Annotated in this window: 20 protein-coding genes; 4 read left to right on the forward strand and 16 right to left on the reverse strand. The window is 71.7% G+C overall.

Annotated features, from left to right (window positions below):
- Window positions 1-287: 287 nt before the first annotated feature.
- Entirely contained in the window at window positions 288-845 is a 558-nt protein-coding gene (locus tag ACZ45Q_RS30990) for a YceI family protein (RefSeq protein ID WP_468267431.1), read from the forward strand.
- Between the two features lie 163 nt (window positions 846-1,008).
- Here ACZ45Q_RS30990 and ACZ45Q_RS30995 read toward each other — a convergent pair whose 3' ends face one another.
- The 6 genes from ACZ45Q_RS30995 to ureA all read right to left on the reverse strand — a co-directional run bounded on the left by ACZ45Q_RS30995 (window position 1,009) and on the right by ureA (window position 8,652).
- The gene (locus tag ACZ45Q_RS30995; RefSeq protein WP_468267433.1) at window positions 1,009-2,358 is read right to left on the reverse strand and encodes a hypothetical protein; all 1,350 of its coding nucleotides are present in this window, start codon (window positions 2,356-2,358) and stop codon (window positions 1,009-1,011) included.
- Window positions 2,359-2,500: 142 nt separating this feature from the next.
- Window positions 2,501-4,105 carry a citramalate synthase gene (gene cimA / locus ACZ45Q_RS31000; RefSeq protein WP_468267435.1) on the reverse strand — a complete coding sequence of 535 codons (1,605 nt, stop codon included), beginning with the start codon at window positions 4,103-4,105 and terminating at the stop codon, window positions 2,501-2,503.
- Window positions 4,106-4,430: 325 nt separating this feature from the next.
- A complete protein-coding gene (locus ACZ45Q_RS31005) occupies window positions 4,431-5,051 on the reverse strand; it encodes a TetR/AcrR family transcriptional regulator (protein WP_468267437.1) in 621 nt (206 codons plus the stop codon).
- Between the two features lie 91 nt (window positions 5,052-5,142).
- A complete protein-coding gene (locus ACZ45Q_RS31010) occupies window positions 5,143-6,183 on the reverse strand; it encodes an agmatine deiminase family protein (protein WP_468267439.1) in 1,041 nt (346 codons plus the stop codon).
- A 43-nt stretch (window positions 6,184-6,226) separates the two neighbouring features.
- A complete protein-coding gene (locus ACZ45Q_RS31015; RefSeq protein ID WP_468267441.1) occupies window positions 6,227-7,939 on the reverse strand; it encodes an urease subunit alpha in 1,713 nt (570 codons plus the stop codon).
- Entirely contained in the window at window positions 7,936-8,652 is a 717-nt protein-coding gene (ureA, locus tag ACZ45Q_RS31020; protein WP_468267443.1) for an urease subunit gamma, read from the reverse strand. Before ureA ends, ACZ45Q_RS31015 begins: the two co-directional genes overlap by 4 nt.
- A 175-nt stretch (window positions 8,653-8,827) precedes the next feature.
- Between ureA and ACZ45Q_RS31025 the strand changes: the two genes are divergently transcribed.
- Window positions 8,828-10,267: a cytosine permease gene (locus tag ACZ45Q_RS31025; RefSeq protein ID WP_468267445.1), complete on the forward strand. Its 1,440-nt coding sequence runs from the start codon at window positions 8,828-8,830 to the stop codon at window positions 10,265-10,267.
- Window positions 10,268-10,351: 84 nt separating this feature from the next.
- Here ACZ45Q_RS31025 and ACZ45Q_RS31030 read toward each other — a convergent pair whose 3' ends face one another.
- From ACZ45Q_RS31030 to ACZ45Q_RS31050, 5 genes are all read right to left on the reverse strand, one after another.
- Window positions 10,352-11,440 carry a branched-chain amino acid aminotransferase gene (locus ACZ45Q_RS31030; protein ID WP_468267447.1) on the reverse strand — a complete coding sequence of 363 codons (1,089 nt, stop codon included), beginning with the start codon at window positions 11,438-11,440 and terminating at the stop codon, window positions 10,352-10,354.
- Window positions 11,441-11,701: 261 nt separating this feature from the next.
- Window positions 11,702-12,745: a 3-isopropylmalate dehydrogenase gene (locus ACZ45Q_RS31035; RefSeq protein WP_468267449.1), complete on the reverse strand. Its 1,044-nt coding sequence runs from the start codon at window positions 12,743-12,745 to the stop codon at window positions 11,702-11,704.
- Window positions 12,746-12,830: 85 nt separating this feature from the next.
- Window positions 12,831-12,962: a hypothetical protein gene (locus ACZ45Q_RS31040; protein ID WP_468267451.1), complete on the reverse strand. Its 132-nt coding sequence runs from the start codon at window positions 12,960-12,962 to the stop codon at window positions 12,831-12,833.
- 336 nt (window positions 12,963-13,298) lie between these two features.
- Window positions 13,299-14,939 (reverse strand): L-glutamate gamma-semialdehyde dehydrogenase, encoded by a 1,641-nt coding sequence (gene pruA / locus ACZ45Q_RS31045; protein ID WP_468267453.1) that lies wholly within the window; start codon window positions 14,937-14,939, stop codon window positions 13,299-13,301.
- Between the two features lie 52 nt (window positions 14,940-14,991).
- Window positions 14,992-15,918, reverse strand: coding sequence for a proline dehydrogenase family protein (locus ACZ45Q_RS31050; RefSeq protein WP_468267455.1), 927 nt, complete (start codon window positions 15,916-15,918; stop codon window positions 14,992-14,994).
- Window positions 15,919-16,083: 165 nt separating this feature from the next.
- Between ACZ45Q_RS31050 and ACZ45Q_RS31055 the strand changes: the two genes are divergently transcribed.
- Window positions 16,084-17,364, forward strand: coding sequence for a PucR family transcriptional regulator (locus ACZ45Q_RS31055; RefSeq protein WP_468267457.1), 1,281 nt, complete (start codon window positions 16,084-16,086; stop codon window positions 17,362-17,364).
- A 7-nt stretch (window positions 17,365-17,371) separates the two neighbouring features.
- On the opposite strand, the gene ACZ45Q_RS31060 is transcribed toward ACZ45Q_RS31055, so the two are convergent.
- A complete protein-coding gene (locus tag ACZ45Q_RS31060) occupies window positions 17,372-17,956 on the reverse strand; it encodes a TetR/AcrR family transcriptional regulator (protein ID WP_468267459.1) in 585 nt (194 codons plus the stop codon).
- Window positions 17,957-18,038: 82 nt separating this feature from the next.
- Between ACZ45Q_RS31060 and ACZ45Q_RS31065 the strand changes: the two genes are divergently transcribed.
- On the forward strand, window positions 18,039-19,568 hold the full coding sequence (locus tag ACZ45Q_RS31065) for an MFS transporter (RefSeq protein ID WP_468267461.1): 1,530 nt from the start codon (window positions 18,039-18,041) through the stop codon (window positions 19,566-19,568).
- A gap of 114 nt (window positions 19,569-19,682) precedes the next feature.
- On the opposite strand, the gene serA is transcribed toward ACZ45Q_RS31065, so the two are convergent.
- The 4 genes from serA to ACZ45Q_RS31085 form a co-directional block, all read right to left on the reverse strand.
- Window positions 19,683-21,272: a phosphoglycerate dehydrogenase gene (serA, locus tag ACZ45Q_RS31070; RefSeq protein ID WP_468267463.1), complete on the reverse strand. Its 1,590-nt coding sequence runs from the start codon at window positions 21,270-21,272 to the stop codon at window positions 19,683-19,685.
- Window positions 21,273-21,539: 267 nt separating this feature from the next.
- Window positions 21,540-22,538 carry a ketol-acid reductoisomerase gene (ilvC, locus tag ACZ45Q_RS31075; RefSeq protein ID WP_468267465.1) on the reverse strand — a complete coding sequence of 333 codons (999 nt, stop codon included), beginning with the start codon at window positions 22,536-22,538 and terminating at the stop codon, window positions 21,540-21,542.
- 121 nt (window positions 22,539-22,659) lie between these two features.
- Entirely contained in the window at window positions 22,660-23,184 is a 525-nt protein-coding gene (gene ilvN / locus ACZ45Q_RS31080; RefSeq protein ID WP_468267467.1) for an acetolactate synthase small subunit, read from the reverse strand.
- A 25-nt stretch (window positions 23,185-23,209) separates the two neighbouring features.
- Entirely contained in the window at window positions 23,210-25,060 is a 1,851-nt protein-coding gene (locus ACZ45Q_RS31085) for an acetolactate synthase large subunit (RefSeq protein ID WP_468267469.1), read from the reverse strand.
- Between the last annotated feature and the right edge of the window lie 180 nt (window positions 25,061-25,240).

The raw sequence follows: 25,240 nt of genomic DNA on the forward strand, positions 1-25,240 counted from the left end.
CGCCGACCACGCCCGGCCCGTCCGCTACGAACTCCCCCTGCCCCAGCCCGTCGACATCGGCGACCGCCGCCGCCTGTACGTCCACACCCGCGACGCCGGCCGGGCCGGGGACCGCAAGGCCGCCGACTGAGCGTAAGGATCCGGACACACCCGCCGGTAATGTTGAAACTTGAACGGAATGGGCCTATGGTCGTGGGCGTTGGATTTATTGAAGATTCAACGAAGCCCCGGGGAGCCCCGAGCGCCCGGAGCGTCCAGCACCCGGAAAGACCCCTAGGGAGACCCTCATGAGCACCTCCGCCGACCTCGCCCGCCTGACCGGCGACTACACCATCGACCCGGCCCACACCACGATCGGCTTCGTGGCCCGGCACGCCATGGTCACCAACGTCAAGGGCAGGTTCCTGAACTTCAGCGGCAAGCTGCACCTCGACGGCGGCGACCCCGCGAAGTCCACCGCGTCCCTGGACGTGACGATGGACAGCATCGACACCGGCAACGCCGACCGCGACGGCCACCTCAGGAGCGCGGACTTCTTCAAGACGGACGAGTTCCCGACGATGACCTTCCGCTCCACCTCCGTGGAGGCCCTCGGTGGCGACGACTACCGCGTCACCGGCGACCTGACGATCCTCGGCACCACCCGGCCGCTCACCATCGACCTGGAGTTCAACGGCGCCGCCAAGGACCCCTTCGGCAACGAGCGCGTCGGCTTCGAGGGCACGGCCCAGATCAAGCGCTCGGAGTGGGGCCTGACCTGGAACGCGGCCCTGGAGACCGGTGGCTTCCTGGTGTCCGACAAGATCAAGCTGAACTTCGACGTCTCGGCGATCAAGGAGGCCTGAGCCGGCGGACCGGCCCCGGACCCCGCTCCGGCCCGACGCCGCCGCCACGGCCCCGCTCCGGCGCGCCCGCACCTCACCCGGGGACGGGCGCGCGGCACGTCGGGCGAGGGATCAGCGGACCGCTGACGGCGGACCGCTGAGCCGCCTCGCGGGCGGAGCGGCCTCAGAACCCGCCGCCGAAGTCGCCGCCGCCGAACCCGCCGCCGCCGAAGTCGCCGAAGCCACCGCCGAAGTCACCGGAGTCGAAGTCGGCACCCGAGACGTCGCCGCCGGTGTAGCCGCCGAAGTCGCCGTACCCGGCGCCGTAGTCGGCCGCGTAGGACGGCGTGGCCATCATGCTGCCGAGCATCGTGCCGACCAGCAGGCCGGGCAGGATGCCGGCGCCGAAGTATCCGCCCGCCCAGGGGCCGTAGGCCGGGCCCGCCTCCCAGTAGGGGCGGCGGCCGGAGGCGGTGTCCACCTCGCGGACCATCGGTTCGAGACCGTCGGACAGCCGGGCCTGGTCGGCCGCGCACACCGGCACTTCGCGGGTGGCGCCGCCGGGCGGCGTCCAGGTGACGTCGGCGACCGAGGGGCCGTGCCGGGGGTCGAAGAAGCAGGGCGGCCTGCGGTCGGGCAGCGGCCGTCCCTCGCGGCGGGCGGCGAGCTGGGCGAGCGAGAACCGCCCGTCCTCCAGTGTCTGGGTGACCGCCTTGACGTCCTCCGGCCTGCGGGCCTCGGCCATGTAGGTCTTGGCCTTCTCGTAGGCGTCGAGGGCACGCTCGTAGTCGGCGCGCATGGCGTCGTCCGCCCGCGGTTCCGCCGGATGGAAGTCGAGCCGGTCGAGTTCCTCGCCGAAGGCGGTGATGTCCTCGTCCACGACCACCCGCAGCTTCTCCAGCGCCTCCCGCTGGGCCTCCTCGTGCCGCCGGCGGTTGCGCCGGACGAAGGCGTACGCGCCGGCGCCGCCCGCGGCGAGCAGCGCGCCCGTGGTGATCAGGCCGGTGACCGAGACGCCGTCGGCGCCGGAGCCCTCGCTCCAGCCGCTCGGCGCGGTGCCGCCGAGGTTGCTGCGCAGGGCGGTGTCGACGAAGTCGTTCAGCTGGGCCTTGACGTCGCCCGCGCCCTGCACGGACGCGACCAGGTTGTTCACGCCCTGGCGGCCGAGCACGGCGCTGTCGGCGCGCGCGTCGAACTCGTCCCCGAGGCGGATGCCGTACAGGCCGGTGACACCGGTCTCCGTGCGCAGGTTCTGGAAGAGGTTCTGCTTCGGGTAGTCGGCCGGGAGGACCGCGACGAAGACCGGCTCGTCGGCGGCCTCGATCTTGTCGGCGAGCGCCTCGGCGTCCGACTGCGACAGCAGGTCGGCGGCGGCCGGGTCCACGTAGACCGGACTCTCGCGCAGGGACTCGGCGATCTTGGAGAGGTCTGTGGCCGCATGGGCTCCGGACGCGCCGACCGTGAGGACCGCCAGGGCGGCGGCGACCGGCACGATCAGGAGGCGGAGGAGCAGCCGTGCCATCGTGCCTTTCATAATTCGAAAGTACCCGAATAGCCGGGAAAGAGACAGGAAAGGGCGGTGCCCCGGAGGCCGACGCATGCGGCCTCCGGGGCACCGCCCGGACACGGCGGCAGCCGCAGGACCCCGGTGGCACCCCCGGCGGGCGCCCGGGGCGTCACTCGGCGGGCGTCACCCCGGCCCGCAGCAGCCCGTAGGTGTAGGCGTCCTCCAGGGCCTGCCAGGAGGCGGCGATCACGTTCTCGGCCACGCCCACCGTGGACCACTCCCCCGCACCGTCGGACGTGGAGATCAGGACCCGGGTGGTGGAGCTGGTGCCGTGCACGCCCTCGAGGATGCGGACCTTGTAGTCGACCAGCTCCAGCTTGGCGAGCTGCGGGTAGATCTTCTCCAGGGCCACGCGCAGCGCCCGGTCCAGGGCGTTGACCGGGCCGTTGCCCTCCGCGGTGGCGACGATGCGCTCCCCCTTGGCCCACAGCTTCACGGTGGCCTCGTTGGCGTGGGTGCCGTCGGGGCGGTCCTCGACGATCGCGCGCCAGGACTCGGTCCTGAAGTACTGCAACGGGCCGCCCTCGGCCTCCGCGCGCAGCAAAAGCTCGAAGCTGGCGTCGGCGGCCTCGTAGGTGTAGCCGGCCAGCTCCCGTTCCTTGACCCGCTCCACGACCCGGCCGACCAGCTCGCGGTCGCCGCCGAGGTCGATGCCCAGCTCCTTGCCCTTGAGCTCGACGGAGGCGCGGCCGGCCATGTCGGAGACCAGCATCCGCATGGTGTTGCCGACCTGCTCGGGGTCGATGTGCTGGTACAGGTCCGGGTCGACCTTGATCGCGGAGGCGTGCAGGCCCGCCTTGTGCGCGAAGGCGGACAGGCCCACGTAGGGCTGGTGGGTGGAGGGCGTGAGGTTGACGACCTCGGCGATCGCGTGGGAGATGCGGGTCATCTCCCGCAGCCGGCCCTCGGGCAGCACCCGCTTGCCGTACTTCAGCTCCAGCGCCGCGACGACCGGGAACAGGTTGGCGTTGCCGACCCGCTCGCCGTAGCCGTTGGCGGTGCACTGCACGTGGGTGGCGCCCGCGTCGACGGCGGCCAGGGTGTTGGCGACGGCGCAGCCGGTGTCGTCCTGGGCGTGGATGCCGAGCCGGGCTCCGGTGTCGGCCAGCACGGTGGCGACGACGGCCTGGATCTGCGCCGGCAGCATGCCGCCGTTGGTGTCGCACAGGACGACGACGTCGGCGCCGGCCTCGTGGGCGGTGCGGACGACCGCCTTGGCGTACGCGGGGTCGGCGCGGTAGCCGTCGAAGAAGTGCTCGCAGTCGACGAAGACCCGGCGGCCCTGCCCGGTGAGGTGCGAGACCGTGTCGCGCACCATCTCCAGGTTCTCGTCCAGGGTGGTGCGCAGGGCCAGCTCGACGTGCCGGTCGTGGGACTTGGCGACCAGGGTGATCACCTCGGCGCCCGAGTCCAGGAGCGCCTTGACCTGCGGGTCGTCGGCCGCCTTCGCGCCGGCGCGGCGGGTGGCGCCGAAGGCGACCAGCCGGGCGTGCCGGAAGTCGATCTCCTGGCGGGCACGGGCGAAGAACTCGGTGTCCCGCGGGTTCGCGCCGGGCCAGCCGCCCTCGATGAAGCCCACGCCGAACTCGTCCAGGTGCCGGGCGATGGCCAGCTTGTCCGCCACCGTGAGGTTGATCCCCTCACGCTGCGCTCCGTCGCGCAGGGTGGTGTCGAAGACGTGGAAGGAATCGTCGAGTTCGCTGGGTGCGGTCATGGTCTGAAGGCTCCTGTGTTGGATCTCGGTCTACCGGAATGACCGGCTCCACCGTCCTTCTATGATCCCTCGCGCTCTCCTCCCGGCTTGGGGTGGGCCAGGAAAACGAAAAACCTCTCGCGGGTGCGAGAGGTCTGCGCGCGGGTCGAGGACGACGGTGTCCGCCCGTACCTGGTCGTACGTGGCGGTCACTGCGGACCGGCGCGCCTGCTGCCAATAATCATGGCGAACGAGAGCACGGAGGCAGTCTGGCACAGTCCGTCCCCGTGCTCACCGTCCGTCTCAGGATGCGAGCAGAACGCGCCTGTTTCAGGCCCCGCCCGTGTCAGGCCGACGTGCCCTCGGTGAGCAGCCCGTCGGCGAGGAACTCCCGTACGTGGTCGAGGACCAGCTCGCGGTCCGTGCCGCGCAGGCCGATGGCCACGTGGATGGCGAAGCCGTCGAGGAGGGCGCGGAGCCGGGCGGCGAAGCGGTCGGGGTCGACGCGGCGGAACTCACCGCGCGAGATGCCCTCGGCGAGCAGGGCCACCAGGTCGCGGTGCCAGGCGCCCTCGATGGCCACCTGGCGGTCGCGGGCGGCGTCGTCGGCGTTCTGCGAGCGGTTCCACACCTCCAGCCACAGCGTCCAGTGCGGGTCGCGGTGGCCGTCGGGCACGTACAGGTCGACGTAGGCGTGGAGGCGGTCGCGGGCGGTGCCGGGCCGGGTGAGCAGCCGGGCGCGTTCGGCGCCGAGCCGGCCCTCGCTCCACTCCAGGGTCCGCAGCAGCAGTTCGTCCTTGGAGTGGAAGTAGTACAGCAGGTGGCCGCTGCTCATGCCGACGGTCCGCCCGAGCGCCGCCATGGTGAGCTTCTCCAGACCGCGTTCGGCGATCATCTCCATGGCGGCGGCGAGGACGTCCTCGCGGGGCGGCGCGGGGGTGCGGCGGCGGGCGCCGGGGGTGCTCATGCCGCGACCGCCCGCGGGGACGCGCTCAGGGGGCGGCCGTTCGCCGCGCAGACAGGGACGTTCACCCGTCTGTTCTACCCGACGCGGTCCGTCACCGGACCTTCGGCTGCTGCTGGGTGATGCAGTGGATGCCGCCGCCGCCCGCGAAGATGGTGCGCGCGTCCACCAGCGTCACCGTCCGCTGCGGGTACAGGCGGCGGAAGACGCCGGCCGCGATCTCGTCCCGCGGGTCGTCGAAGCCGCAGAGCACGACGCCGCCGTTGCAGACGTAGTGGTTGATGTAGGAGTAGTCAGCCCAGTGGCCGTCGGCCTCCAGGACGGTCGGGGCCGGGACCTCGACGACCTCCAGACGGCGGCCCCGGGCGTCGGTGGCCGCCCTGAGGATGCCGATGGCCTCCTCGGTGACCTCGTGGTCGGGGTGGGCCGGGTCGGGCTGGCGGTGGGCGACGACCACGCCGGGGCCCGCGAAGGCGGCGACGATGTCGACGTGGCCGAGGGTGCCGAAGCCGTGCGGCGGGTAGTCGGCGGTCAGGCCGCGCGGCAGCCAGATGGCCTTGCGGGTGCCGAGGTGGGCGTGGACCTCCGCCTCGACCTGCTCCTTCGTCCAGCCGGGGTTGCGCTCGGGGCCGAGCTGCACGGTCTCGGTGAGCAGCACCGTGCCCTCGCCGTCGACGTGGATGCCGCCGCCCTCGTTGACCAGCGGCGAGGTGTACGTCCGGGCGCCCGCGAGGTCGGCGACGTACGCGGCGATCTTCGCGTCGTGGTCCCAGCGGGCCCACTCCTGGGCGCCCCAGCCGTTGAACGTCCAGTCGACGGCGGCGAGCCCGCCGCGGCCGTCGGTCAGGAAGGTCGGGCCGATGTCGCGCATCCAGGCGTCGTCCAGCTCGCGCTCGACGGTGTCCACGTCGTCGCCGAGCAGCGAGCGCGCCTCGGCCGACTGGCCCGGGCCGCACACCACGGTCACCGGCTCGAAGCGGCGCACCGCGCGGGCCACCGCCGCCCAGGCGGCGCGGGAGGCGGCCAGGTCCCCGGGGTCCTCGAAGGTGGGATTGGGGCCCGGCCAGGCCATCCAGGTGCGCTCGTGCGGGGCCCACTCGGGGGGCATGCGGAAGCCGTCGGCGGCAGCAGACATGTGCGGTCCTTGTCGGTGACGATCAGGTGAGGGTCAGGCGAGATCAGAGGAAGTACAGCCGGTTGAGGGAGACCGAGTCGGCCGGGCCCGAGCGCAGCGGGTCGCCGTCGAGGGTGACCAGGCCGGTGCGCTGGTCGACCTCGACCTGTCCGGTGCGGGAGTTCAGACGCAGGTCGGCCGGGCCGATGCCGCGGGTGCCGCGCACGGCGACCCGGCGGCGCCGGGTGGGCAGCGTGTCGTGCCCCTGGTCGGCGGCGGCCTGCGCGACGAACGCGACGGAGATCTCGGCGGGTGTGGCGCCGTGCGCGCCGAACTGCGGGCCCAGCACGAGGGGTTCGCAGGTGTCGGTGGCCGCGTTGGGGTCGCCGACCACGCCGTAGGCGGGGAAGCCGGCCTTCAGCACCAGCTGTGGCTTGGCGCCGAAGTACTCCGGGCGCCAGAGCACGATGTCGGCGAGCTTGCCCACCTCGATCGAGCCGACCTCGTGGGCGAGACCGTGGGCGATGGCGGGGTTGACGGTCAGCTTGGCCATGTACCGCAGGACGCGCTCGTTGTCGTCGTCCCCGTCGGCGCCGAACTGCGCCTTCATCTTCCCGGCCATGGCGAACGTGCGGCGCACGGTCTCGCCGGCCCGGCCCATGCCCTGCGCGTCGGAGGAGGTGATGCCGATGGCGCCCAGGTCGTGCAGCACGTCCTCGGCGCCCATCGTCGAGGCGCGGATGCGGTCGCGGGCCATGGCGGCGTCGCCCGGCAGCTCGGGCTTCAGGTCGTGGACGGAGACGATCATGCCGTAGTGCTCGGCGACGGCGTCCCGGCCGAAGGGCAGGGTGGGGTTGGTGGAGGAGCCGATGACGTTGGGGACGCCGGCCATCTTCAGCACGTTGGGGACGTGTCCGCCGCCGCAGCCCTCGATGTGGAAGGCGTGGATGGTGCGGCCCTCCAGTACTCGCAGGGTGTCCTCCACCGACAGGCACTCGTTGAGGCCGTCGCTGTGCAGGGCGACCTGGACGTCGTGCTCCTCGGCGACGCGCAGGGCGGTGTCCAGGGCGCGGGTGTGGGCGCCCATGTCCTCGTGCACCTTGAAGCCGGACGCCCCGCCCTCGGCCAGCGCCTCGATCAGCGGCGCGTCGTGGGAGGAGGAACCCCGGCCCAGGAAGCCGATGTTGACCGGCCAGGCGTCGAAGGCGCCGAAGGCGTGGCCCAGCGCCCAGGGGGAGTTGACGCCGACGCCCCACACGGGGCCGAACTCCTGCCCGATGATCGTGGTCACGCCGGAGGCGAGCGAGGCCTCCATGATGCGCGGCGACAGCAGGTGGACGTGGGTGTCCACGGCCCCGGCGGTGGCGATGAGCCCCTCGCCGGACACGATGGAGGTGCCGGTGCCCACCACGACGTCGACGCCGTCGAGGGTGTCGGGGTTCCCGGCCCGGCCGATGCCGCAGATCCGGCCCTCCCGGATGCCGATGGACACCTTCCGGATGCCCTGCGCCGCGTCGATCACCACGACGTTGCTGATCACCACGTCACAGGTCTCGCGGACGCCGGCGGCCTTGAGGTGCAGGCCGTCGCGGGCGGTCTTGCCGAAGCCGGCGAGGAACTCGTCGCCGTACTTCTGCGCGTCGGACTCGACGCGGACCACCAGGCCCGAGTCGCCCAGGCGGATGCGGTCCCCGGCGCGGGGGCCGTGGGTGGCGGCGTAGGCGTGCGGGTCGATGTGGATCGACTCGCTGATCTCCCGTCCCTTCGAGCGGCTCATCGCCCGTCTCCTTCCGGCGTGCCGGCGCCTCGCGCCGCGACTCCCAGGTATCCGCAGGCCGCGGCCCGGCGCAGGGCCTCCTCCTTGGCGCCCGGCGCGTCCAGCGGCCCGTCGACCAGACCGGCGAACCCGATCGCGATCCGCCGCCCGCCGATCGGCACGAGCGGGACCTCGCGGCTCTCGCCGGGGCCGAAGCGGACCGAGGACCCGGCGGGCACGGCCAGGCGCATGCCGTAGGCCCGCTCGCGGTCGAAGTCCAGGCGCGGGTTGGCCTCGAAGAAGTGGAAGTGGGAGGTGACGGAGACCGGCACCGCCGCGGTGTTGGTGACCGGTATCCGCACCGCGGCCTCGGGCTCGTCGTGGCCGGGTCCCGGCAGCAGGGCCCCCGGCGCCTGCTCGGCGGACGACCCGCCGCCGATCGGGTCGGAGACCACCGCGAGCCGGGAGCCGTCGTCGAAGACCGCCTCGACGTGCACCTCGGTGACCACGTCGGCGACGCCCGGCAGCACGTCGTCCGGGCCGAGCACCGACCGCGCGGCCTCGATCGCCTCGGCCAGCCGGGCACCGTCGCGGGCCGCCTCGCAGACGGTGTCGGCGATCAGGGCCGTGGCCTCGGGCACGTTGAGCCGCCGGCCGCGCGCCCTGCGCGCCCGGGCCAGTTCGGCGGCCGTGAACAGCAGCAGCCGGTCGCGTTCCGTCGGGGTCAGTCGCACGGCCGGTCACCTCCTCGCGGTTGCTCGTCGGACTGCTCCACCAAGCATCGTCCGATGACTTTAGAGCATCACTCTAAACATCGATCCTCAGCAAGCCAACCATTGACGGGAGCGCAGGACGAGGGTCACATTGAGCGTCACTCAAAACTCTGCCGGCCGTCGAAGGAGACCCGTCATGCCGATCGAACAGCGCGGAGTCGACACCATCCCGGAGGAGGAACGCACCAGCGGGCCACGGGACTTGGTCTCGATCCTGCTGGGCTCCAACCTCTGCCTCGGAGTGATCGTCTTCGGCTGGCTGCCCCCGTCCTTCGGCCTGGACTGGTGGTCGTCGGTGAGCGCCGTGGTGGCGGGCACGGTGGCCGGCGTGGTGCTCACCGCCCCGCTGGCGCTGATCTCGCTGCGCACCGGCACCAACCTCTCGACCTCCTCCGGCGCCCAGTTCGGCGTGCGGGGCCGGCTGGTCGGCTCGGTGGTCGGCCTGCTGCTGGCCCTCGGCTACACCGCGCTGACCGTGTGGATCGGCGGGGACGTGATGCTGAGCGTCCTCGGCCGGCTGACGGGGATGCCCCAGAACGACCTGACGTACGGGCTCGTCTACGGCCTGCTCGCCGCGGCGACGGTCGTCGCGGCCGTGTACGGCTACCGGGTGCTGCTCGCCATGTCCCGGGTGCTGGCGTTCGGCATGACGGCCCTGCTGGTCCTCGGCGTGATCGCCTACGCCCCCGGCTTCACCACCGCCGCGCTGCCGGAGACCGGCGGCTATCTCCTGGGCGGGTTCTGGCCGACGTGGCTGCTGGCCGCGGTGGCCGCCGGGCTCTCCGGCCCGATCGCCTTCATCACGCTCCTCGGCGACTACACCCGCTACATCTCCCCCGCCCGGCACTCCTCCCGCCGGGTGCTGCACGCGACCTGGCTGGGGCTGCTGCTCGGCTTGCTGGTGCCGCAGCTCTTCGGCACCTTCACCTCCTACGCCGCCCGCGCCGCGCTCGACTACGCCGGTCCGCTGGTCGACGCCTCCCCCGGCTGGTACCTGCTCCCGCTGCTGCTCGCCGCCTCCGCGGGCTCGGTGGGCAACGCGGGGCTGATGCTGTACTCGATGGGCCTGGACCTGGACGCCATCCTGCCGCGCGCCTCCCGCGCCCGGGCGACGTACGCGGTCGCCGTGGTCGCCACCGCCTGCGTCTTCTCCGGGCACTACGCCTGGGACGCGCAGTCCGCGATGACGTCGTTCGTGCTGCTGCTGACGGCGATCGGCACACCGTGGGCGGTGATCACACTGATCGGCTTCGCCCGCTGCGGCGGGATCTACGACGCCGAGGCACTCCAGGTCTTCAACCGGCGCGCCCGGGGCGGCGTCTACTGGTACGACGCCGGCTGGAACATCCCCGCGACCCTCTCCTGGGCGGCGGGCGCGACCGTCGGCGTGCTCGCGGTGTCCCTGCCGTCGTACGAGGGGCCACTGCTGGCGCTGACCGGCGGGGTGGACTGCAGCTTCCTGCTGTCGGGGCTGGTGGGCGGCGCGGCGTACCTGCTGTGGACGCGGGGGTCCGTGCGGCGGGGGCCGGCCGTGACCGGCCCGGCCCGTCCGGCGCTCGAGGACGAGGCCGTTTAGGCCGGAGCGGGGGTCCGGGGGCGGCGGCCCCCGGCGAGGCCCGCACCAGCGCCGGGTGCCTCACCTCGCCGGGCGCCCGAGGACTCAGCCGAGCTGGTGCATCCAGCCGTGCTTGTCCTCGGCCGTACCGCGCTGGATGTCCAGCAGGGCCTGACGCAGCCGCATCGTGACCTCGCCGGGCTCGCCCCCGCTCTGCTGCCACTCGGCACCGGCCCGCTTGACGGTGCCGACCGGCGTGATGACCGCGGCCGTACCGCAGGCGAAGACCTCGGTGAGGCTGCCGTTCTCCGCGTCGCGCTGCCACTGCTCGACCGAGATCCGGCCCTCCTCGGCCTGGTAGCCGAGGTCGCGGGCGACGGTGAGCAGGGAGTCGCGGGTGACGCCCTCCAGAATGGAGCCGGTGAGGGACGGCGTGACGATCCGGTCGCCGTACACGAAGTACAGGTTCATGCCGCCCAGCTCCTCGACCCACCGGTGCTCCACGGCGTCGAGGTAGCAGACCTGGTCGCAGCCCTTGGCGGCGGCCTCCGCCTGGGCCAGCAGGGAGGCGGCGTAGTTGCCGCCGGTCTTGGCGTCGCCCATGCCGCCGGGGACGGCGCGCACCCGGTCCTCGGAGACCCAGATGGAGACCGGCTTGACCCCGCCCGGGAAGTAGGCGCCGGCCGGGGAGGCGATGACGATGAAGAGGTACTCGTTGGCGGGCTTCACGCCGAGGCCGACCTCGGTGGCGAACATGAACGGGCGCAGGTAGAGGGACTCCTCGCCGCCGTGCGCCGGGACCCAGGCCTGGTCCTGCCGCACCAGCGCGTCGCAGGCCTCGATGAAGGTCTCCACCGGCAGTTCGGGCATGCCGAGCCGGCGCGAGGAGGCCTGGAAGCGCTGGGCGTTCTTCTCCGGGCGGAAGGTGGCCACGGTGCCGTCGGGCCGGCGGTAGGCCTTCAGACCCTCGAAGATCTCCTGCGCGTAGTGCAGGACCATCGTGGCCGGGTCGAGGGAGAGCGGGCCGTACGGGACGAGCTGTCCGTCGTGCCAGCCGCGGCCCTCGGTCCACTTGACCGTCACCATGTGGTCGGTGAAGTGGCGGCCGAAGCCGGGGTTGGCCAGGATCGCCTCGCGCTCGGCCGCGGAGAGCGGGTGGGCGGAGGGCTTCAGCTCGATCGTGGGCGTCGTCATGGATGGATGTCCTTCACCGGTAGTCGTGACGGGCCGCGCTCACGCCCGTACGGCCGGTGGCCAGTGCTAGGACGTCCGAGCATTCCCTCATACCGCGGCTCCGCGTTCGATTATCGCGCGCGGACCCTGGTGGCTGAAACGGGGTGAATGCGGCCCAGGAATCGATGGTCGCACCCGGCGGGGACAGGTGAAAGCCGCCGGGCGCCTTGTTTTCGGAACCCGACGGCTTCGATGGGTGGTGATCGAGTGGCGCGGCGGGTGTCAGCCGGCTACTCGTACGGCGAGCGCGTCGCCGATCTGCGAGGTGCTGCGGGCCGGCTTGCCGACCCGCTCGCCGAGGTCGGCGGCGACCGCGTCCTCGATGCGGGCGGCCTCGGCCTCCAGGCCGAGGTGGCGCAGCAGCAGGGCGACGGACAGGACCGTGGCGGTGGGGTCGGCCTTGCCCTGGCCGGCGATGTCCGGGGCCGAGCCGTGCACGGGCTCGAACATGGACGGGAACTCGCGGCTGGGGTTGATGTTGCCGGAGGCCGCGACGCCGATGCCGCCGGAGACGGCGGCGGCGAGGTCGGTGATGATGTCGCCGAACAGGTTGTCGGTGACGATCACGTCGAAGCGGCCGGGGTCGGTGACGAGGTAGATCGTCGCGGCGTCGACGTGGATGTAGTCGGTGGTGACCTCGGGGTACTCGGCGGCCACCTTGGTGAAGATGTTCGTCCACAGGTGGCCGGCGAAGGTCAGCACGTTGTTCTTGTGGACCAGCGTGAGCTTCTTGCGGGGGCGGGCCTGCGCGCGGGCGAAGGCGTCGCGGACGACGCGCTCGACACCGAAGGCGGTGTTGACGGACACCTCGGTGGCTACCTCGTGCGGCGTGCCCGTGCGGATGGTGCCGCCGTTGCCCGTGTACGGGCCCTCGGTGCCCTCGCGGACCACGACGAAGTCGATCTCGGGCTGGCCGGCCAGCGGGGTCGCGACGCCCGGGAGCAGCTTGCTCGGGCGCAGGTTGACGTGGTGGTCGAAGGCGAAGCGGAGCTTGAGCAGGAAACCGCGCTCCAGGACACCGGAGGGCACCGACGGGTCGCCGATCGCGCCGAGCAGGATGGCGTCGTGCCGCTTCAGGGCGTCGAGGTCGGCGTCGGTGAGGGTCTCACCGGTGGCGTGGTACCGCTTGGCGCCGAAGTCGTACTCCTTGGTCTCCAGCTTCACATCCTGCGGAAGCACGGCGGAGAGGACCTTCAGGCCTTCGGCCACGACCTCCTGGCCGATGCCGTCGCCGGGGATGACTGCGAGATCGATGCTGCGAGACATGGCCGCACCCTACTCCTCGTCCCAGGGGATGACATACGGCGTCCGCCATACGGACACCGGCCTCGGCGGCCCGGCGGCCCGGCGGTCAGTGGCCGGTCGCGCCGCCGTTGTCCCGGCGGTCGAGGGCGCGCTGGAGGGCGGCGGCGGCGTTCTTGCGGTCGGCGTCGGTGGTGCGGGGCAGGTGACGGACGCGGCGGCGGACGGTCGTCTCGGCCATGGGGATCGACTCCTTCGGGGAACGTCGAGCGAGGAAGGTCGCGTGAAGGGGAGTCGCCAAAAGGGGCGGGGAGCTGCGGGCGGCAGGGGTTGCCTGCGCGGGGCCCGGCTCACGACCGCCATTCGCTTGATCGAGCGAGACGTTCGGCTCCTACAAAGCTAGAGGAGCCCGGAGCGTCTGTCTCCACAATTACTCGGACTTCCTACTATCTGAGACAGTGCGGCCGGCCACACCGCGCTGAGCTGCGCAGACGCACGGACGGGCCAGGTCGGGGGAGACCTGGCCCGTCCGGGTCCGGGTGGGCGCCGGCGCTTGCGCGCCCGCCCGTGCGGGGCGTCAGCCCATGTGCGGGTAGGTGTAGTCGGTCGGCGGGACCAGCGTCTCCTTGATGGCGCGGGTCAGGGTCCAGCGCATCAGGTTCTGCGGGGCGCCGGCCTTGTCGTTGGTGCCGGAGGCCCGGCCGCCGCCGAAGGGCTGCTGGCCGACGACGGCGCCGGTCGACTTGTCGTTGATGTAGAAGTTGCCGGCCGCGTAGCGCAGCTTCTCCATGGTGTACGCCGTCGCCGCGCGGTCGCCCGAGATGACCGAGCCGGTGAGGGCGTAGTCGGAGACGGACTCCATCTGGGTCAGCATCTCGTCGTACTTCTCGGGGGAGCTGTCGTCGTAGACGTGCACCGCCAGGATCGGGCCGAAGTACTCGGTGCGGAACACCTCGTTCTCCGGGTCGGTGCACTCGATGACGGTCGGGCGGACGAAGTAGCCGACCGAGTCGTCGTACGTGCCGCCGGCGACGATCGTGCAGGTCTCGTCCTCCTTGGCGCGGTCGATGGCGGCCTTGTTCTTGGCGAAGGACCGCTCGTCGATGACGGCGCCCATGAAGTTGGACAGGTCGGTGACGTCGCCCATGGTGAGGTAGTCGACCTCGGCGGCGAACTCCTCCTTGAAGCCGTCGTTCCAGATCGACGCCGGGATGTACGCGCGCGAGGTGGCGCTGCACTTCTGGCCCTGGTACTCGAAGGCACCGCGGGTCAGGGCGGTCTTGAGGACCGCGCGGTCCGCCGACGGGTGGGCGACGAGGAAGTCCTTGCCGCCGGTCTCGCCGACCAGACGCGGGTAGGTGCGGTACTTCTCGATGTTGTTGCCGACCGTCTTCCACAGGTACTGGAAGGTCTTGGTGGAGCCGGTGAAGTGGATGCCGGCCAGGTCGCGGTGCTCGAGGGCGACCTTGGAGACCTCGATGCCGTCGCCGGTGACCAGGTTGATGACGCCCTTGGGCAGACCGGCCTCCTCCAGCAGCTGCATCAGCAGCACGGCGGCGTGGGTCTGGGTCGGGGACGGCTTCCAGACGACGACGTTGCCCATCAGCGCGGGCGCGGTGGGCAGGTTGCCCGCGATGGCGCTGAAGTTGAACGGCGTGATGGCGTAGACGAAGCCCTCCAGCGGGCGGTGGTCCAGCCGGTTCCACACGCCCGGGGAGTTGGCCGGGGGCTGCTCGGCCAGGATCTTGCGGGCGTAGGAGACGTTGAAGCGCCAGAAGTCGATCAGCTCGCAGGGCGTGTCGATCTCGGCCTGCTGGGCGGTCTTGGACTGGCCGAGCATGGTGGAGGCGGCCAGCGTCTCGCGCCACGGGCCGGACAGCAGGTCGGCGGCGCGCAGGATGATCGCCGCGCGGTCGTCGAAGGACATCGCGCGCCAGGCCGGGGCGGCGGCCAGGGCGGCGTCGATGGCGTCCTGGGCGTCCTGCTGGGTGGCGTTGCCGTACGTGCCGAGGCGGGCCTTGTGGTTGTGCGGCTGCACGACGTCGAAGCGCTCGCCGCCGCCCATCCGCTTCTCGCCGCCGATGGTGCAGGGCAGGTCGATCGGGTTGTCGGCCAGCTCCCTCAGCTTCATCTCCAGCCGGGCCCGCTCGGGCGAGCCGGGAGCGTAGCCGTGCACCGGCTCGTTGACGGGGGTGGGGACCTGGGTCACAGCGTCCATGGGTTCCGTACTCCTTGGGTTCGAGCGGTCTTGCGAGCGTGGTGCGGGCGGCTCAGCCCTTGGTGACCATCGAGCGGACGAAGAACCGCAGGTTCGCCGGCTTCTCCGCCAGACGGCGCATGAAGTAGCCGTACCAGTCCGTGCCGTAGGCCGTGTAGACGCGCATCCGGTGGCCCTCGGCGGCGAGCCGCAGGTGCTCGTCGCTGCGGATGCCGTACAGCATCTGGAACTCGTACTCGTCGGGCTTTCGCCCGGCGCGGTGGGCGAGCTCCTGGGCGATGGAGATCAGACGCGGGTCGTGGGACCCGATCATCGGGTAGCCCGCGCCCTCCATCAGCGTCTTCAGGATGCGGACGTACGCCTTGTCGATCTCGTGCCTGTCCTGGTGGGCGACCTCGGCGGGCTCCTTGTAGGCGCCCTTCACCAACCGTACGCGAGAGCCGCTGCCGGCGAGGCGGCGCGCGTCGGCCTCGGTGCGGAAGAGGTAGGCCTGGATGACGCAGCCGGTCTGCGGCACGTCCCTCCGCAGCTCCTCGTGGATGGCGAACATCGAGTCGAGGGTGGTGTGGTCCTCGGCGTCCAGGGTGACCGTGGTGCCGATCTCGGCGGCGGCCTCCACGACCGGACGGACGTTCTTCAGCGCCAGTTCGTGGCCGCCCTCCAGCGCCTGGCCGAACATCGACAGCTTCACGGACATCTCCGCGCGGGTGCCGAGCTCCAGCGGCCCCAGCCGCTCGATCAGTTCCAGGTAGGCGTCCCGGGCGGCCTCGGCCTGCGCGGGGGTGGTGATGTCCTCGCCGACGACGTCCATCGTCAGCTCCAGGCCCCTGCCGGTCAGCTCCCGGACGATCGGCAGGATCTCGTCGACGGTCTCGCCGGGGATGAAGCGGTCCACGACCTGCTTGGTCACGGGCGCCGCCGAGACCAGTCGTCGCATCCGGTCGCTGCGCGACGCGGCGAGAATCACGGGACCCAGCACGGGGCACCTCCACTTACCAAGCAACACGAGGCCGATCGCCCGACGTTCCGGGGACGGCACGGAGAACCACCGTGAAACCTATGGATGACTCCGATCGTCGGCCATCGACAGCTGTCACGCATCCGTGCCACGGATCTCAGACAGTTGTATGAAGGCCACGTTCGTATGGGGCAGAATGCCCGGGTGACGTCGGATTTCGCGGGTGACTACCAGGAACTGGTCGACGAGCTGTCCCAGCTGCTGGGCGCACCGGCGACGCTGGAGAGCCGCGACTTCGAGCTGATCGCCTTCGGCGCCTACGACAGCGAGGGCGACCTCGACCCCTCGGCCCTGGACCCGGTGCGCACCCGGTCGATCCTGACCCGGCGCTCCACCGCCGCGGTCCGCTCCTGGTTCGAGAGCTTCGGCATCACCCGCGCCACCGGCCCGGTCCGCATCCCGCCGACGCCGGAGGCGGGCGTGTACCGGGGCCGGATCTGCCTGCCGGTGCGCCATCGGGGGGTCGTCCTCGGCTATGTGTGGCTGCTGGACTCCGACCCGGGCCCGACCGAGCGGCAGCTCGCGGCGGCGATGGAGGTGACCGCGCGGATCGGCGCCCTGCTGGCGGACGAGGCGCAGCACGGCGCCGACCTCAGCCGGGAGCTGCGCGCGGTGCTGACCGCCGAGCGGGGCTGGCAGCGGGACATGGCCGTCGCCGAGCTGCGCACCGCCCTGGGCTCGCGCGCGGACGTGCTGCACACGGTGGTGTGCGTGGCCCCGTGGCCGTCCGCCGACCCGGACGACGCGCCGTCGGTGCGTACGGTGCCGGGGGCGACGGCGCTGTGCACGCTGCCCTGGGGCGCCACGTCCCAGTGCCTCGCCCTCCTGGTCCGGCTGCGCTCGGCGGACGTGCCCACCCCGGCGACCTCGGCGGCGGGACGGCTGCTGGAGCGGGCGCGCGCCCTCGGGGCGGGCGCGGGCGGGAGGACGGCCGGCGCCGCGGGTGGGAAAACGGCTCCCGGCGCGCTCGGGGAAGCGGCGGCCGGGGCGGGCGGGGAGCCGGCGGCCGGGATCGCCGCCGCCCGCACCGGGCTGGCGGAGCTGGCGGCGGCCTGGCGGGAGGCCTCGGCGGCGGCGCGCGCGGCGCTGGCCGAGCGCAGGTTCGGCCCGGTCGCCGAGTGGGCGTCGATCGGGCCGTTCCGCATGCTGACGGCGCTGCCCGTCGAGGCGGTCCACGACCCGGCCGTGCGGTCGCTGCTCTCCCCCGCCCACCGGGAGCTGGCCCGCACGGCCGAGGTGTACCTCGACTGCGCGGGGCAGGCCGGCCGCACCGCCGCCGAGCTGGGCATCCACCGCCAGACCCTGTACTACCGGCTGTCGAGGGTCGAACAGCTCACCGGCCTGGACCTGGACGACGGGGAGGACCGGCTGCTGCTGCACATGGCCCTGAAGGGGGCGCGGCTGTGAGGGGGCGTCAGCTGCCGCGGACGCCCTCGATCACCCGGCGCAGACCCTCGGTGATCCGGTCGGCCTCGGGGGCGCTGCGCGGGCCGAACGACCACTGCACCATCAGGCCCATCAGCAGCGTGACGTAGAACTGGCCGAGGGTGTCGACGTCCTCCTCCGGGACGTCCTCCTCACGGCCGCCCATGAAGAGGGTGACGAGCCCGCGGGCGCCCTCGCGCTGGGCCCGCAGCAGCCGGTCGCGCACCTCGGGCAGCTCGTCGGCCATGGTCACGATCTCCATGCTGAGCCGCCACAGCGACCCCGGATCGCGCATGGTGCCGATGATGTTGGACCACACCTCGCCGAACCTCTCCAGCGAGCCGGGCGCACCGCGCAGGTCGCCGTCCGAGCCGCCCTCGAAGGCGTCGGACATCTCCTCCACCAGCTCGACGTAGGCCTGCACGAGGAGCGCGTCCTTGGAGCCGTAGTGGTAGCCGATGGACGCCAGGTTGGTGCCCGACTCCTTGACGATGTCGCGCGCCGTGGTGCGCATGAACCCCTTCTGCAACAGGCAGCGCTTGGCGCCTTCGAGCAGGTCTTCGCGGTGTCCCATGGGATCACCCTACCGTCGCCCAGACAGCCGTCTTATACACTCGTACTAGACGCACGTATAAGACGCTTGTACAGTCACCGGCATGACACCGCCCCCGTCCCGCGCCGGCCGCCGTGAGTGGACCGCGCTCGCCGTCCTGATGCTTCCGCTGCTGCTGGTCTCGATGGACGTCTCGGTCCTCTACTTCGCCGTCCCGGAGATCAGCGCCGACCTGGCGCCCACCGGCACCCAGCAGCTGTGGATCTTCGACGTCTACGCCTTCGCCGTGGCCGGCCTGCTGCTGACCATGGGGTCGGTGGGCGACCGCATCGGCCGCCGCAGACTGCTCCTGGTCGGTGCCGCGGCCTTCGGCGCCGCCTCACTGGCCGCGGCGTACGCCGACAGCGCCGAGATGCTGATCGCGGCCCGCGCCGCGCTCGGCATCGGCGGCGCGACCCTGATGCCCTCCACGCTGGCGCTGGTGCGCACGCTGTTCACCGACCCCGGGCAGCGGGCCCGGGCGATCGCGGTCTGGTCCGCCGTGATGACGGCGGGCGTGGCGCTCGGCTCGGTGCTCAGCGGCCTGCTGGTGGAGTACTTCTGGTGGGGTTCGGTCTTCCTGGTCAACCTGCCGGCGATGGCCCTGCTGCTGTTCCTCGGCCCGCTGCTGCTGCCCGAGTCCAAGGACCCCTCCCCGGGTCGCTTCGACTGGCCGAGCATCCCGCTGTCGATGGCCGCGGTGCTCCCCGTCGTCCACGGCCTGAAGGAGATCTCGGCCCAGGGCTGGAACGTGCGGTACGTCGTGTCGGTCACCGTGGGTCTGCTCTTCGCGGCCCTGTTCGTGCACCGGCAGCGGACGGCCGCCTCCCCGATGATCAGCCCGGCGATGTTCCGGCGGCGCGGCTTCGGACCGGCCCTCGGCCTCAACCTCGTCACCATGTTCGCGATGATGGGCTCGGCGTTCTTCACCACCCAGTACATCCAGTCGGTGCTGGGCAAGAGCGCGCTGGAGGCGGCCCTGTGGGCGCTGCTGCCGTCGGTGCCGATCGGTCTCGCCGCCCCGCTCGCCACGCACCTGGTGCAGAAGGGCGTCGACCGCGCCCACGTGGTGACGGCGGGCTTCGCGATCGCGGGCTGCGGCTATGTGCTGCTGACGTTCGTGGACACGGACGCGCTGGCGCTGGGGCTCGTCGCCTGCGGCGTGCTGGCCTGCGGCGTCACCATGGTGATGTCCCAGATCATGGACCTCGCGCTGGGCGCCGCCCCCGTGGAGCGGGCGGGCTCGGCGTCCTCGCTGATGGAGACCGCCGCGGAGTTCGGCGGGGCTCTGGGGATGGCGGTCCTCGGCTCCATCGGCACGGCCGTCTACCGCCGGCAGATGCCCGATTCCGCTCCGGCGGAGGCCCACGAGACGCTCGGCGGCGCGCTGGCCGTGGCCGAACGGCTGCCGGGGCCCGCGGGGGACGCCCTGGTCACGGCCGCCAGGGAGGCGTTCACCCGGGGGCTCCACGGCGCGGCGGTCGCGGGCGCGGTGCTGCTGGCGGGGGCGGCGGTGCTGGCGTCGGTGACACTGCGGCGGGCCGAGGTGCGCAAGGGGGCCCGGACGCCGGCGTGCGAGAAGGTCGATGCCTGAGCACCGGCGCGCACCGAACGCCGGACGGGCTGACCGACTCGGTCCGTCCGGCGTTCGGGAAGCAGGGATTTTCCGGGCCGGAGGCCGGGAACGGCAGCCCCCGGCCGCGGCGGCCTACGCCAGGTTCACCGCACGGGCCGAGGTCGCCCCGATCTCCGCGGCGACCTCGGCCAGCACCCCGGAGGGCACCGTGTCGTCCACCGTCAGGACGGCGAGGGCCTCTCCGCCCACCGCCGCGCGGGCGACCTGCATGCCGGCGATGTTGATGCCCGCCTCGCCGAGGATGCGGCCCACCGTGCCGACGACTCCGGGACGGTCCTCGTAGCGCAGGACGACCATGTGCTCGGCGAGGGCCAGGTCGACGTCGTAGTCGCCGACCGCGACGATCTTCTGGACGTGCTTGGGGCCGGCCAGCGTACCGGAGACCGACACCTCCTCGCCGCTGGCCAGGGTGCCGCGCACGGTCACCACGTTGCGGTGCTCGGCGGACTCGGAGCTGGTGGTCAGGCGGACCTCGACACCGCGCTCCTGGGCGAACAGCGGGGCGTTGACGTAGGAGACCGTCTCGTCGACGACGTCCTCGAAGACGCCCTTGAGCGCGGACAGCTCCAGCACCTTCACGTCGTGCTGGGTGATCTCGCCGTAGACCTCGACGTCGAGGCGGACGGCGACCTCGCCGGCGAGCGCGGTGAAGATCCGGCCGAGGCGCTCGGCGAGCGGCAGACCCGGCTTGACGTCCTCGGCGATGACACCGCCCTGGACGTTCACCGCGTCGGGGACCAGCTCACCGGCGAGCGCCAGGCGCACCGAGCGGGCCACCGCGATACCGGCCTTCTCCTGCGCCTCGTCGGTGGACGCGCCGAGGTGCGGGGTGCACACGACCTGGTCGAACTCGAACAGCGGCGAGTCCGTGCAGGGCTCCTTGGCGTACACGTCCAGGCCGGCGCCGGCGACGCGGCCCTCCTTCAGAGCCGAGTACAGCGCCTCCTCGTCGACGATGCCGCCGCGCGCGGCGTTGACGATGCGGACGCCGGGCTTGACCTTGCGCAGCGCCTCGTCGCCGATCAGGCCGAGGGTCTCGGGGGTCTTGGGCAGGTGGACGGTGATGAAGTCGGAGACCTCCAGCAGCTCGTCCAGCGACAGCACCTTCACGCCCATCTGCGCGGCCCGCGCGGGCTGCACGTAGGGGTCGTAGGCGACGACCTTCATGCCGAAGGCGGACATGCGCTGCGCCACGAGGGCGCCGATCCGGCCCAGACCCACGACACCGAGGGTCTTCTCGGCCAGCTCGACGCCGGTGTACTTGCTGCGCTTCCACTCGCCGTTCTTCAGCGCGGCGTTGGCCTGCGGGATGTTGCGGGCGGTGGCGAGGATCAGACCGCAGGCCAGCTCGGCGGCGGTCACGATGTTCGAGGTGGGGGCGTTGACGACCATCACGCCGGCCTTGGTGGCGGCGGAGACGTCCACGTTGTCCAGGCCGACGCCGGCTCGCGCGACGACCTTCAGCCTGTTCGCCGCGGCGATCGCCTCGGCGTCGACCTTGGTGGCCGAGCGGATCAGGATCGCGTCCACGTCGGCGATGGCGGGGAGCAGTTCGGCGCGGTCCGCGCCGTTGCAGCGGCGGATCTCGAAGTCCGGCCCAAGCGCGTCGACGGTGGCGGGCGACAGCTCTTCAGCGATGAGTACGACGGGTTTCGAGCTCACGTGAGTCCTCACAAGTCCAATGCGGACGGCCGTCCCGACGGCCGCAGGCGGTGGAGGGTTGCTAGCCGCGTGGAAGACGCACGACGCTGTGGGCCTGACGCGTTTGTTGTCCAGCAGTCTAGTGGCGCGGCGCTGATCGTCTTGCGCCTGTGCGGAAGGATCACCCGTCCGTGGCTGGACGGGTTGGACAACGCCGTGTCCACGACGTCACCCCCGGGTTCGCCGAAGGGGCCGGAGCAACATCGCTCCGGCCCCCGGCGGTGAGGCTTACGCCTCCTCGTCGACCCAGCTCATGAGCTTGCGCAGCTCCTTGCCGGTGGTCTCCAGCAGGTGCTCGGAGTCCTGCTTCTTGTACTCGTTGTACTTCTTCAGACCGCCGTGGTACTCGTCCATCCAGTTCTTGGCGAACGAGCCGTCCTGGATCTCGGCGAGGACCTTCTTCATCTCGGCCTTGGTGGCGTCGGTGATGATCCGCGGACCGGTGACGTAGTCGCCCCACTCGGCGGTCTCGGAGATCGACCAGCGCATCTTCTCCAGGCCGCCCTCGTACATGAGGTCCACGATCAGCTTCAGCTCGTGCAGGCACTCGAAGTAGGCGATCTCCGGCTGGTAGCCCGCCTCGGTGAGCGTCTCGAAGCCGGCCTTCACCAGGGCGGCGGTGCCACCGCACAGGACGGCCTGCTCACCGAAGAGGTCGGTCTCGGTCTCCTCGGTGAAGGTGGTCTTGATGACGCCGGCGCGGGTGCCGCCGATGCCCTTCGCGTACGACAGGGCCAGCGCGAAGGCGTTGCCCGTGGCGTCCTGCTCGACGGCCGCGATGCACGGAACGCCGCGGCCCTCCTCGTACTGGCGGCGGACCAGGTGGCCCGGGCCCTTCGGGGCGACCATGCAGACGTCCACGCCGGCCGGGGGCTTGATGAAGCCGTAGCGGATGTTCAGGCCGTGGCCGAAGAACAGGGCGTCGCCGTCCTTGAGGTTGGGGGCGATGTGCTCCTCGTAGACCTGGGCCTGGATCGGGTCCGGGACCAGGATCATGATGACGTCGGCCTCGGCGGCGGCCTCCGACGGGCCCACCACGCGCAGGCCCTGCTCCTCGGCCTTGGCCTTGGACTTGGAGCCCTCGTGCAGACCCACGCGCACGTCGACGCCGGAGTCGCGCAGCGACAGGGCGTGGGCGTGGCCCTGGCTGCCGTAACCGATGACCGCGACCTTGCGGCCCTGGATGATGGACAGGTCGGCGTCGGCGTCGTAGAACAGCTCGGCCACTTTGGGTTCTCTCCTCGGGAGTACAGGTGTTGCGTCCCACCGTATGACGGTGAGGGGAAGGGAAGGTTCGGGGTCTCGGAATACGGGCGGCCGGCCGGGTGCCGGCCGCCCGGGTGCCGCGTCAGGCGCTGCGGTCGAGGGCGCGCAGCGAGCGGTCCGTGATGGAACGGGCGCCGCGGCCGATGGCGATGGTGCCGGACTGCACCAGCTCCTTGATGCCGTACTGCTCCAGCATCTTCAGCATCGCGGAGAGCTTGTCGCTGCTGCCGGTGGCCTCGATGGTGACGGCCTCCGGGGAGACGTCGACGGTCTTGGCGCGGAACAGCTGGACGATCTCGACGATCTGGGAACGCGTCTCGTTGTCGGCGCGCACCTTCACCAGGACGAGTTCGCGCTGCACGGCCTGCGACGGCTCCAGCTCGACGATCTTGAGCACGTTGACCAGCTTGTTGAGCTGCTTGGTCACCTGCTCCAGCGGCAGGTCCTCGACGTTCACCACGATGGTGATGCGGGAGATGTCGGGGTGCTCGGTCACGCCGACGGCGAGCGAGTCGATGTTGAAGCCGCGGCGGGAGAACAGGGCGGCGATCCGGGCGAGGATGCCCGGCGTGTTCTCCACCAGGACGGAGAGCGTGTGCTTGGACATGGTCTGCTTCCTTTACCTGCGGCTCTCAGTCGTCTTCGTTGTCGCCGAAGTCGGGGCGGACGTCCCGGGCGGCCATGATCTCGTCGTTGGAGGTGCCGGCGGCGACCATCGGCCAGACCATCGCGTCCTCGTGGACGATGAAGTCGATGACCACCGGACGGTCGTTGATGGCGTTCGCCTCCTCGATCACCTTGTCGAGGTCGGCGGGGTCCTCGCAGCGGATGGCGTGGCAGCCCATGGCCTCCGACAGCTTCACGAAGTCGGGGACGCGGGTGCCGCGGGCCTCGGGGTTGACGTCGTCCGGACCGGAGTGCAGCACCGTGTTGGAGTACCGCTGGTTGTAGAACAGGGTCTGCCACTGGCGGACCATCCCGAGGGCGCCGTTGTTGATGACGGCGACCTTGATCGGGATGTTGTTCAGCGCGCAGGTGGTCAGTTCCTGGTTGGTCATCTGGAAGCAGCCGTCGCCGTCGATCGCCCAGACGGCCCGCTCCGGCGCGCCGGCCTTGGCGCCCATGGCGGCCGGGACGGCGTAGCCCATGGTTCCGGCGCCGCCGGAGTTCAGCCAGGTGGCGGGCTTGTCGTACTGGATGAAGTGCGCGGCCCACATCTGGTGCTGGCCGACGCCCGCCGCGAAGATCGTGCCCTCGGGGGCGAGCTGCCCGATGCGCTCGATGACCTGCTGCGGGGACAGGGAGCCGTCCCCGGGCTGGTCGTAGCCGAGCGGGTAGGTCTCGCGCCAGCGGGTCAGGTCCTTCCACCAGGCGCTGTAGTCGCCCTTGTTGCCCTCGCCGTGCTCCTTCTGCACGGCCTGGATCAGGTCGGCGATGACCTCGCGGGCGTCCCCGACGATGGGCACGTCGGCGGCGCGGTTCTTGCCGATCTCGGCCGGGTCGATGTCGGCGTGGACGATCTTGGCGTGCGGGGCGAAGCTGTCCAGCTTGCCGGTGACGCGGTCGTCGAAGCGGGCGCCGAGGGCGACGATCAGGTCGGCCTTCTGCAACGCGGTGACGGCGGTGACCGCACCGTGCATGCCCGGCATCCCCACGTGCAGCGGGTGGCTGTCGGGGAACGCGCCGAGCGCCATCAGGGTGGTGGTGACGGGCGCTCCGGTGAGTTCGGCGAGGACCTTCAGCTCGGCGGTGGCCCGCGCCTTGATGACGCCGCCGCCGACGTAGAGGACGGGGCGCCTGGCGGCGGTGATCAGCTTGGCGGCCTCGCGGATCTGCTTGGCGTGCGGCTTGGTCACCGGGCGGTAGCCGGGCAGGTCCATCGTGGGCGGCCAGGAGAAGGTGGTCTTCGCCTGGAGGGCGTCCTTGGCGATGTCGACCAGGACCGGGCCGGGGCGGCCGGTGGAGGCGACGTGGAAGGCCTGCGCGATCACCCGGGGGATGTCCTCGGCCTTGGTGACCAGCCAGTTGTGCTTGGTGATCGGCATGGTGATGCCGACGATGTCCGCCTCCTGGAAGGCGTCGGTGCCGATCGCCTTGGAGGCCACCTGACCGGTGATCGCCACAAGCGGCACCGAGTCCATGTGGGCGTCCGCGATCGGGGTGACCAGGTTGGTGGCGCCGGGGCCGGACGTGGCCATGCAGACGCCGACCTTGCCGGTGGCCTGTGCGTAACCGGTGGCCGCGTGGCCGGCGCCCTGCTCGTGGCGGACCAGGACGTGGCGCACCTTGCCCGAGTCCATCAGCGGGTCGTAGGCGGGAAGGATCGCACCGCCGGGAATGCCGAATACCGTGTCGGCGCCGACCTCCTCGAGAGAGCGGATGAGGGACTGCGCGCCCGTGACGTGCTCGACGGGGGCGGACTGCTGTCCTCCGGATCGGGGCCGCGGCTGCGGGTGATGGGCCCCGGTGGCCTGCTCGGTCATCGGCATTCTCTTCTCGATGCTGAGGGTTTTTGCGAAGTTTGTACGGTGTTCGCGGGCGGTGCGAACGGTGCTCGAACGGTGCTCGAGAGGTGCTGGTGCAACAAAAAACCCCTCGTGCCGTAAGGCAAGCGAGGGGAGCGCGCCGGGTGGTGGTCGCTGAGCGATCGGGGCTCAGCGTCA

It is taken from the genome of Streptomyces sp. NPDC031049 (assembly GCF_055571015.1).

What these genes read in the sequence shown, in the direction of transcription:
- ACZ45Q_RS30990 (WP_468267431.1), top strand. Translation starts at nt 288, where the DNA reads ATGAGCACCTCCGCCGACCTCGCCCGCCTGACCGGCGACTACACCATC.
- ACZ45Q_RS30995 (WP_468267433.1), bottom strand. Translation starts at nt 2,358, where the DNA reads ATGAAAGGCACGATGGCACGGCTGCTCCTCCGCCTCCTGATCGTGCCG.
- cimA (WP_468267435.1), bottom strand. Translation starts at nt 4,105, where the DNA reads ATGACCGCACCCAGCGAACTCGACGATTCCTTCCACGTCTTCGACACC.
- ACZ45Q_RS31005 (WP_468267437.1), bottom strand. Translation starts at nt 5,051, where the DNA reads ATGAGCACCCCCGGCGCCCGCCGCCGCACCCCCGCGCCGCCCCGCGAG.
- ACZ45Q_RS31010 (WP_468267439.1), bottom strand. Translation starts at nt 6,183, where the DNA reads ATGTCTGCTGCCGCCGACGGCTTCCGCATGCCCCCCGAGTGGGCCCCG.
- ACZ45Q_RS31015 (WP_468267441.1), bottom strand. Translation starts at nt 7,939, where the DNA reads ATGAGCCGCTCGAAGGGACGGGAGATCAGCGAGTCGATCCACATCGAC.
- ACZ45Q_RS31025 (WP_468267445.1), top strand. Translation starts at nt 8,828, where the DNA reads ATGCCGATCGAACAGCGCGGAGTCGACACCATCCCGGAGGAGGAACGC.
- ACZ45Q_RS31030 (WP_468267447.1), bottom strand. Translation starts at nt 11,440, where the DNA reads ATGACGACGCCCACGATCGAGCTGAAGCCCTCCGCCCACCCGCTCTCC.
- ACZ45Q_RS31035 (WP_468267449.1), bottom strand. Translation starts at nt 12,745, where the DNA reads ATGTCTCGCAGCATCGATCTCGCAGTCATCCCCGGCGACGGCATCGGC.
- ACZ45Q_RS31040 (WP_468267451.1), bottom strand. Translation starts at nt 12,962, where the DNA reads ATGGCCGAGACGACCGTCCGCCGCCGCGTCCGTCACCTGCCCCGCACC.
- pruA (WP_468267453.1), bottom strand. Translation starts at nt 14,939, where the DNA reads ATGGACGCTGTGACCCAGGTCCCCACCCCCGTCAACGAGCCGGTGCAC.
- ACZ45Q_RS31055 (WP_468267457.1), top strand. Translation starts at nt 16,084, where the DNA reads ATGGGGCAGAATGCCCGGGTGACGTCGGATTTCGCGGGTGACTACCAG.
- ACZ45Q_RS31060 (WP_468267459.1), bottom strand. Translation starts at nt 17,956, where the DNA reads ATGGGACACCGCGAAGACCTGCTCGAAGGCGCCAAGCGCTGCCTGTTG.
- ACZ45Q_RS31065 (WP_468267461.1), top strand. Translation starts at nt 18,039, where the DNA reads ATGACACCGCCCCCGTCCCGCGCCGGCCGCCGTGAGTGGACCGCGCTC.
- ilvN (WP_468267467.1), bottom strand. Translation starts at nt 23,184, where the DNA reads ATGTCCAAGCACACGCTCTCCGTCCTGGTGGAGAACACGCCGGGCATC.
- ACZ45Q_RS31085 (WP_468267469.1), bottom strand. Translation starts at nt 25,060, where the DNA reads ATGACCGAGCAGGCCACCGGGGCCCATCACCCGCAGCCGCGGCCCCGA.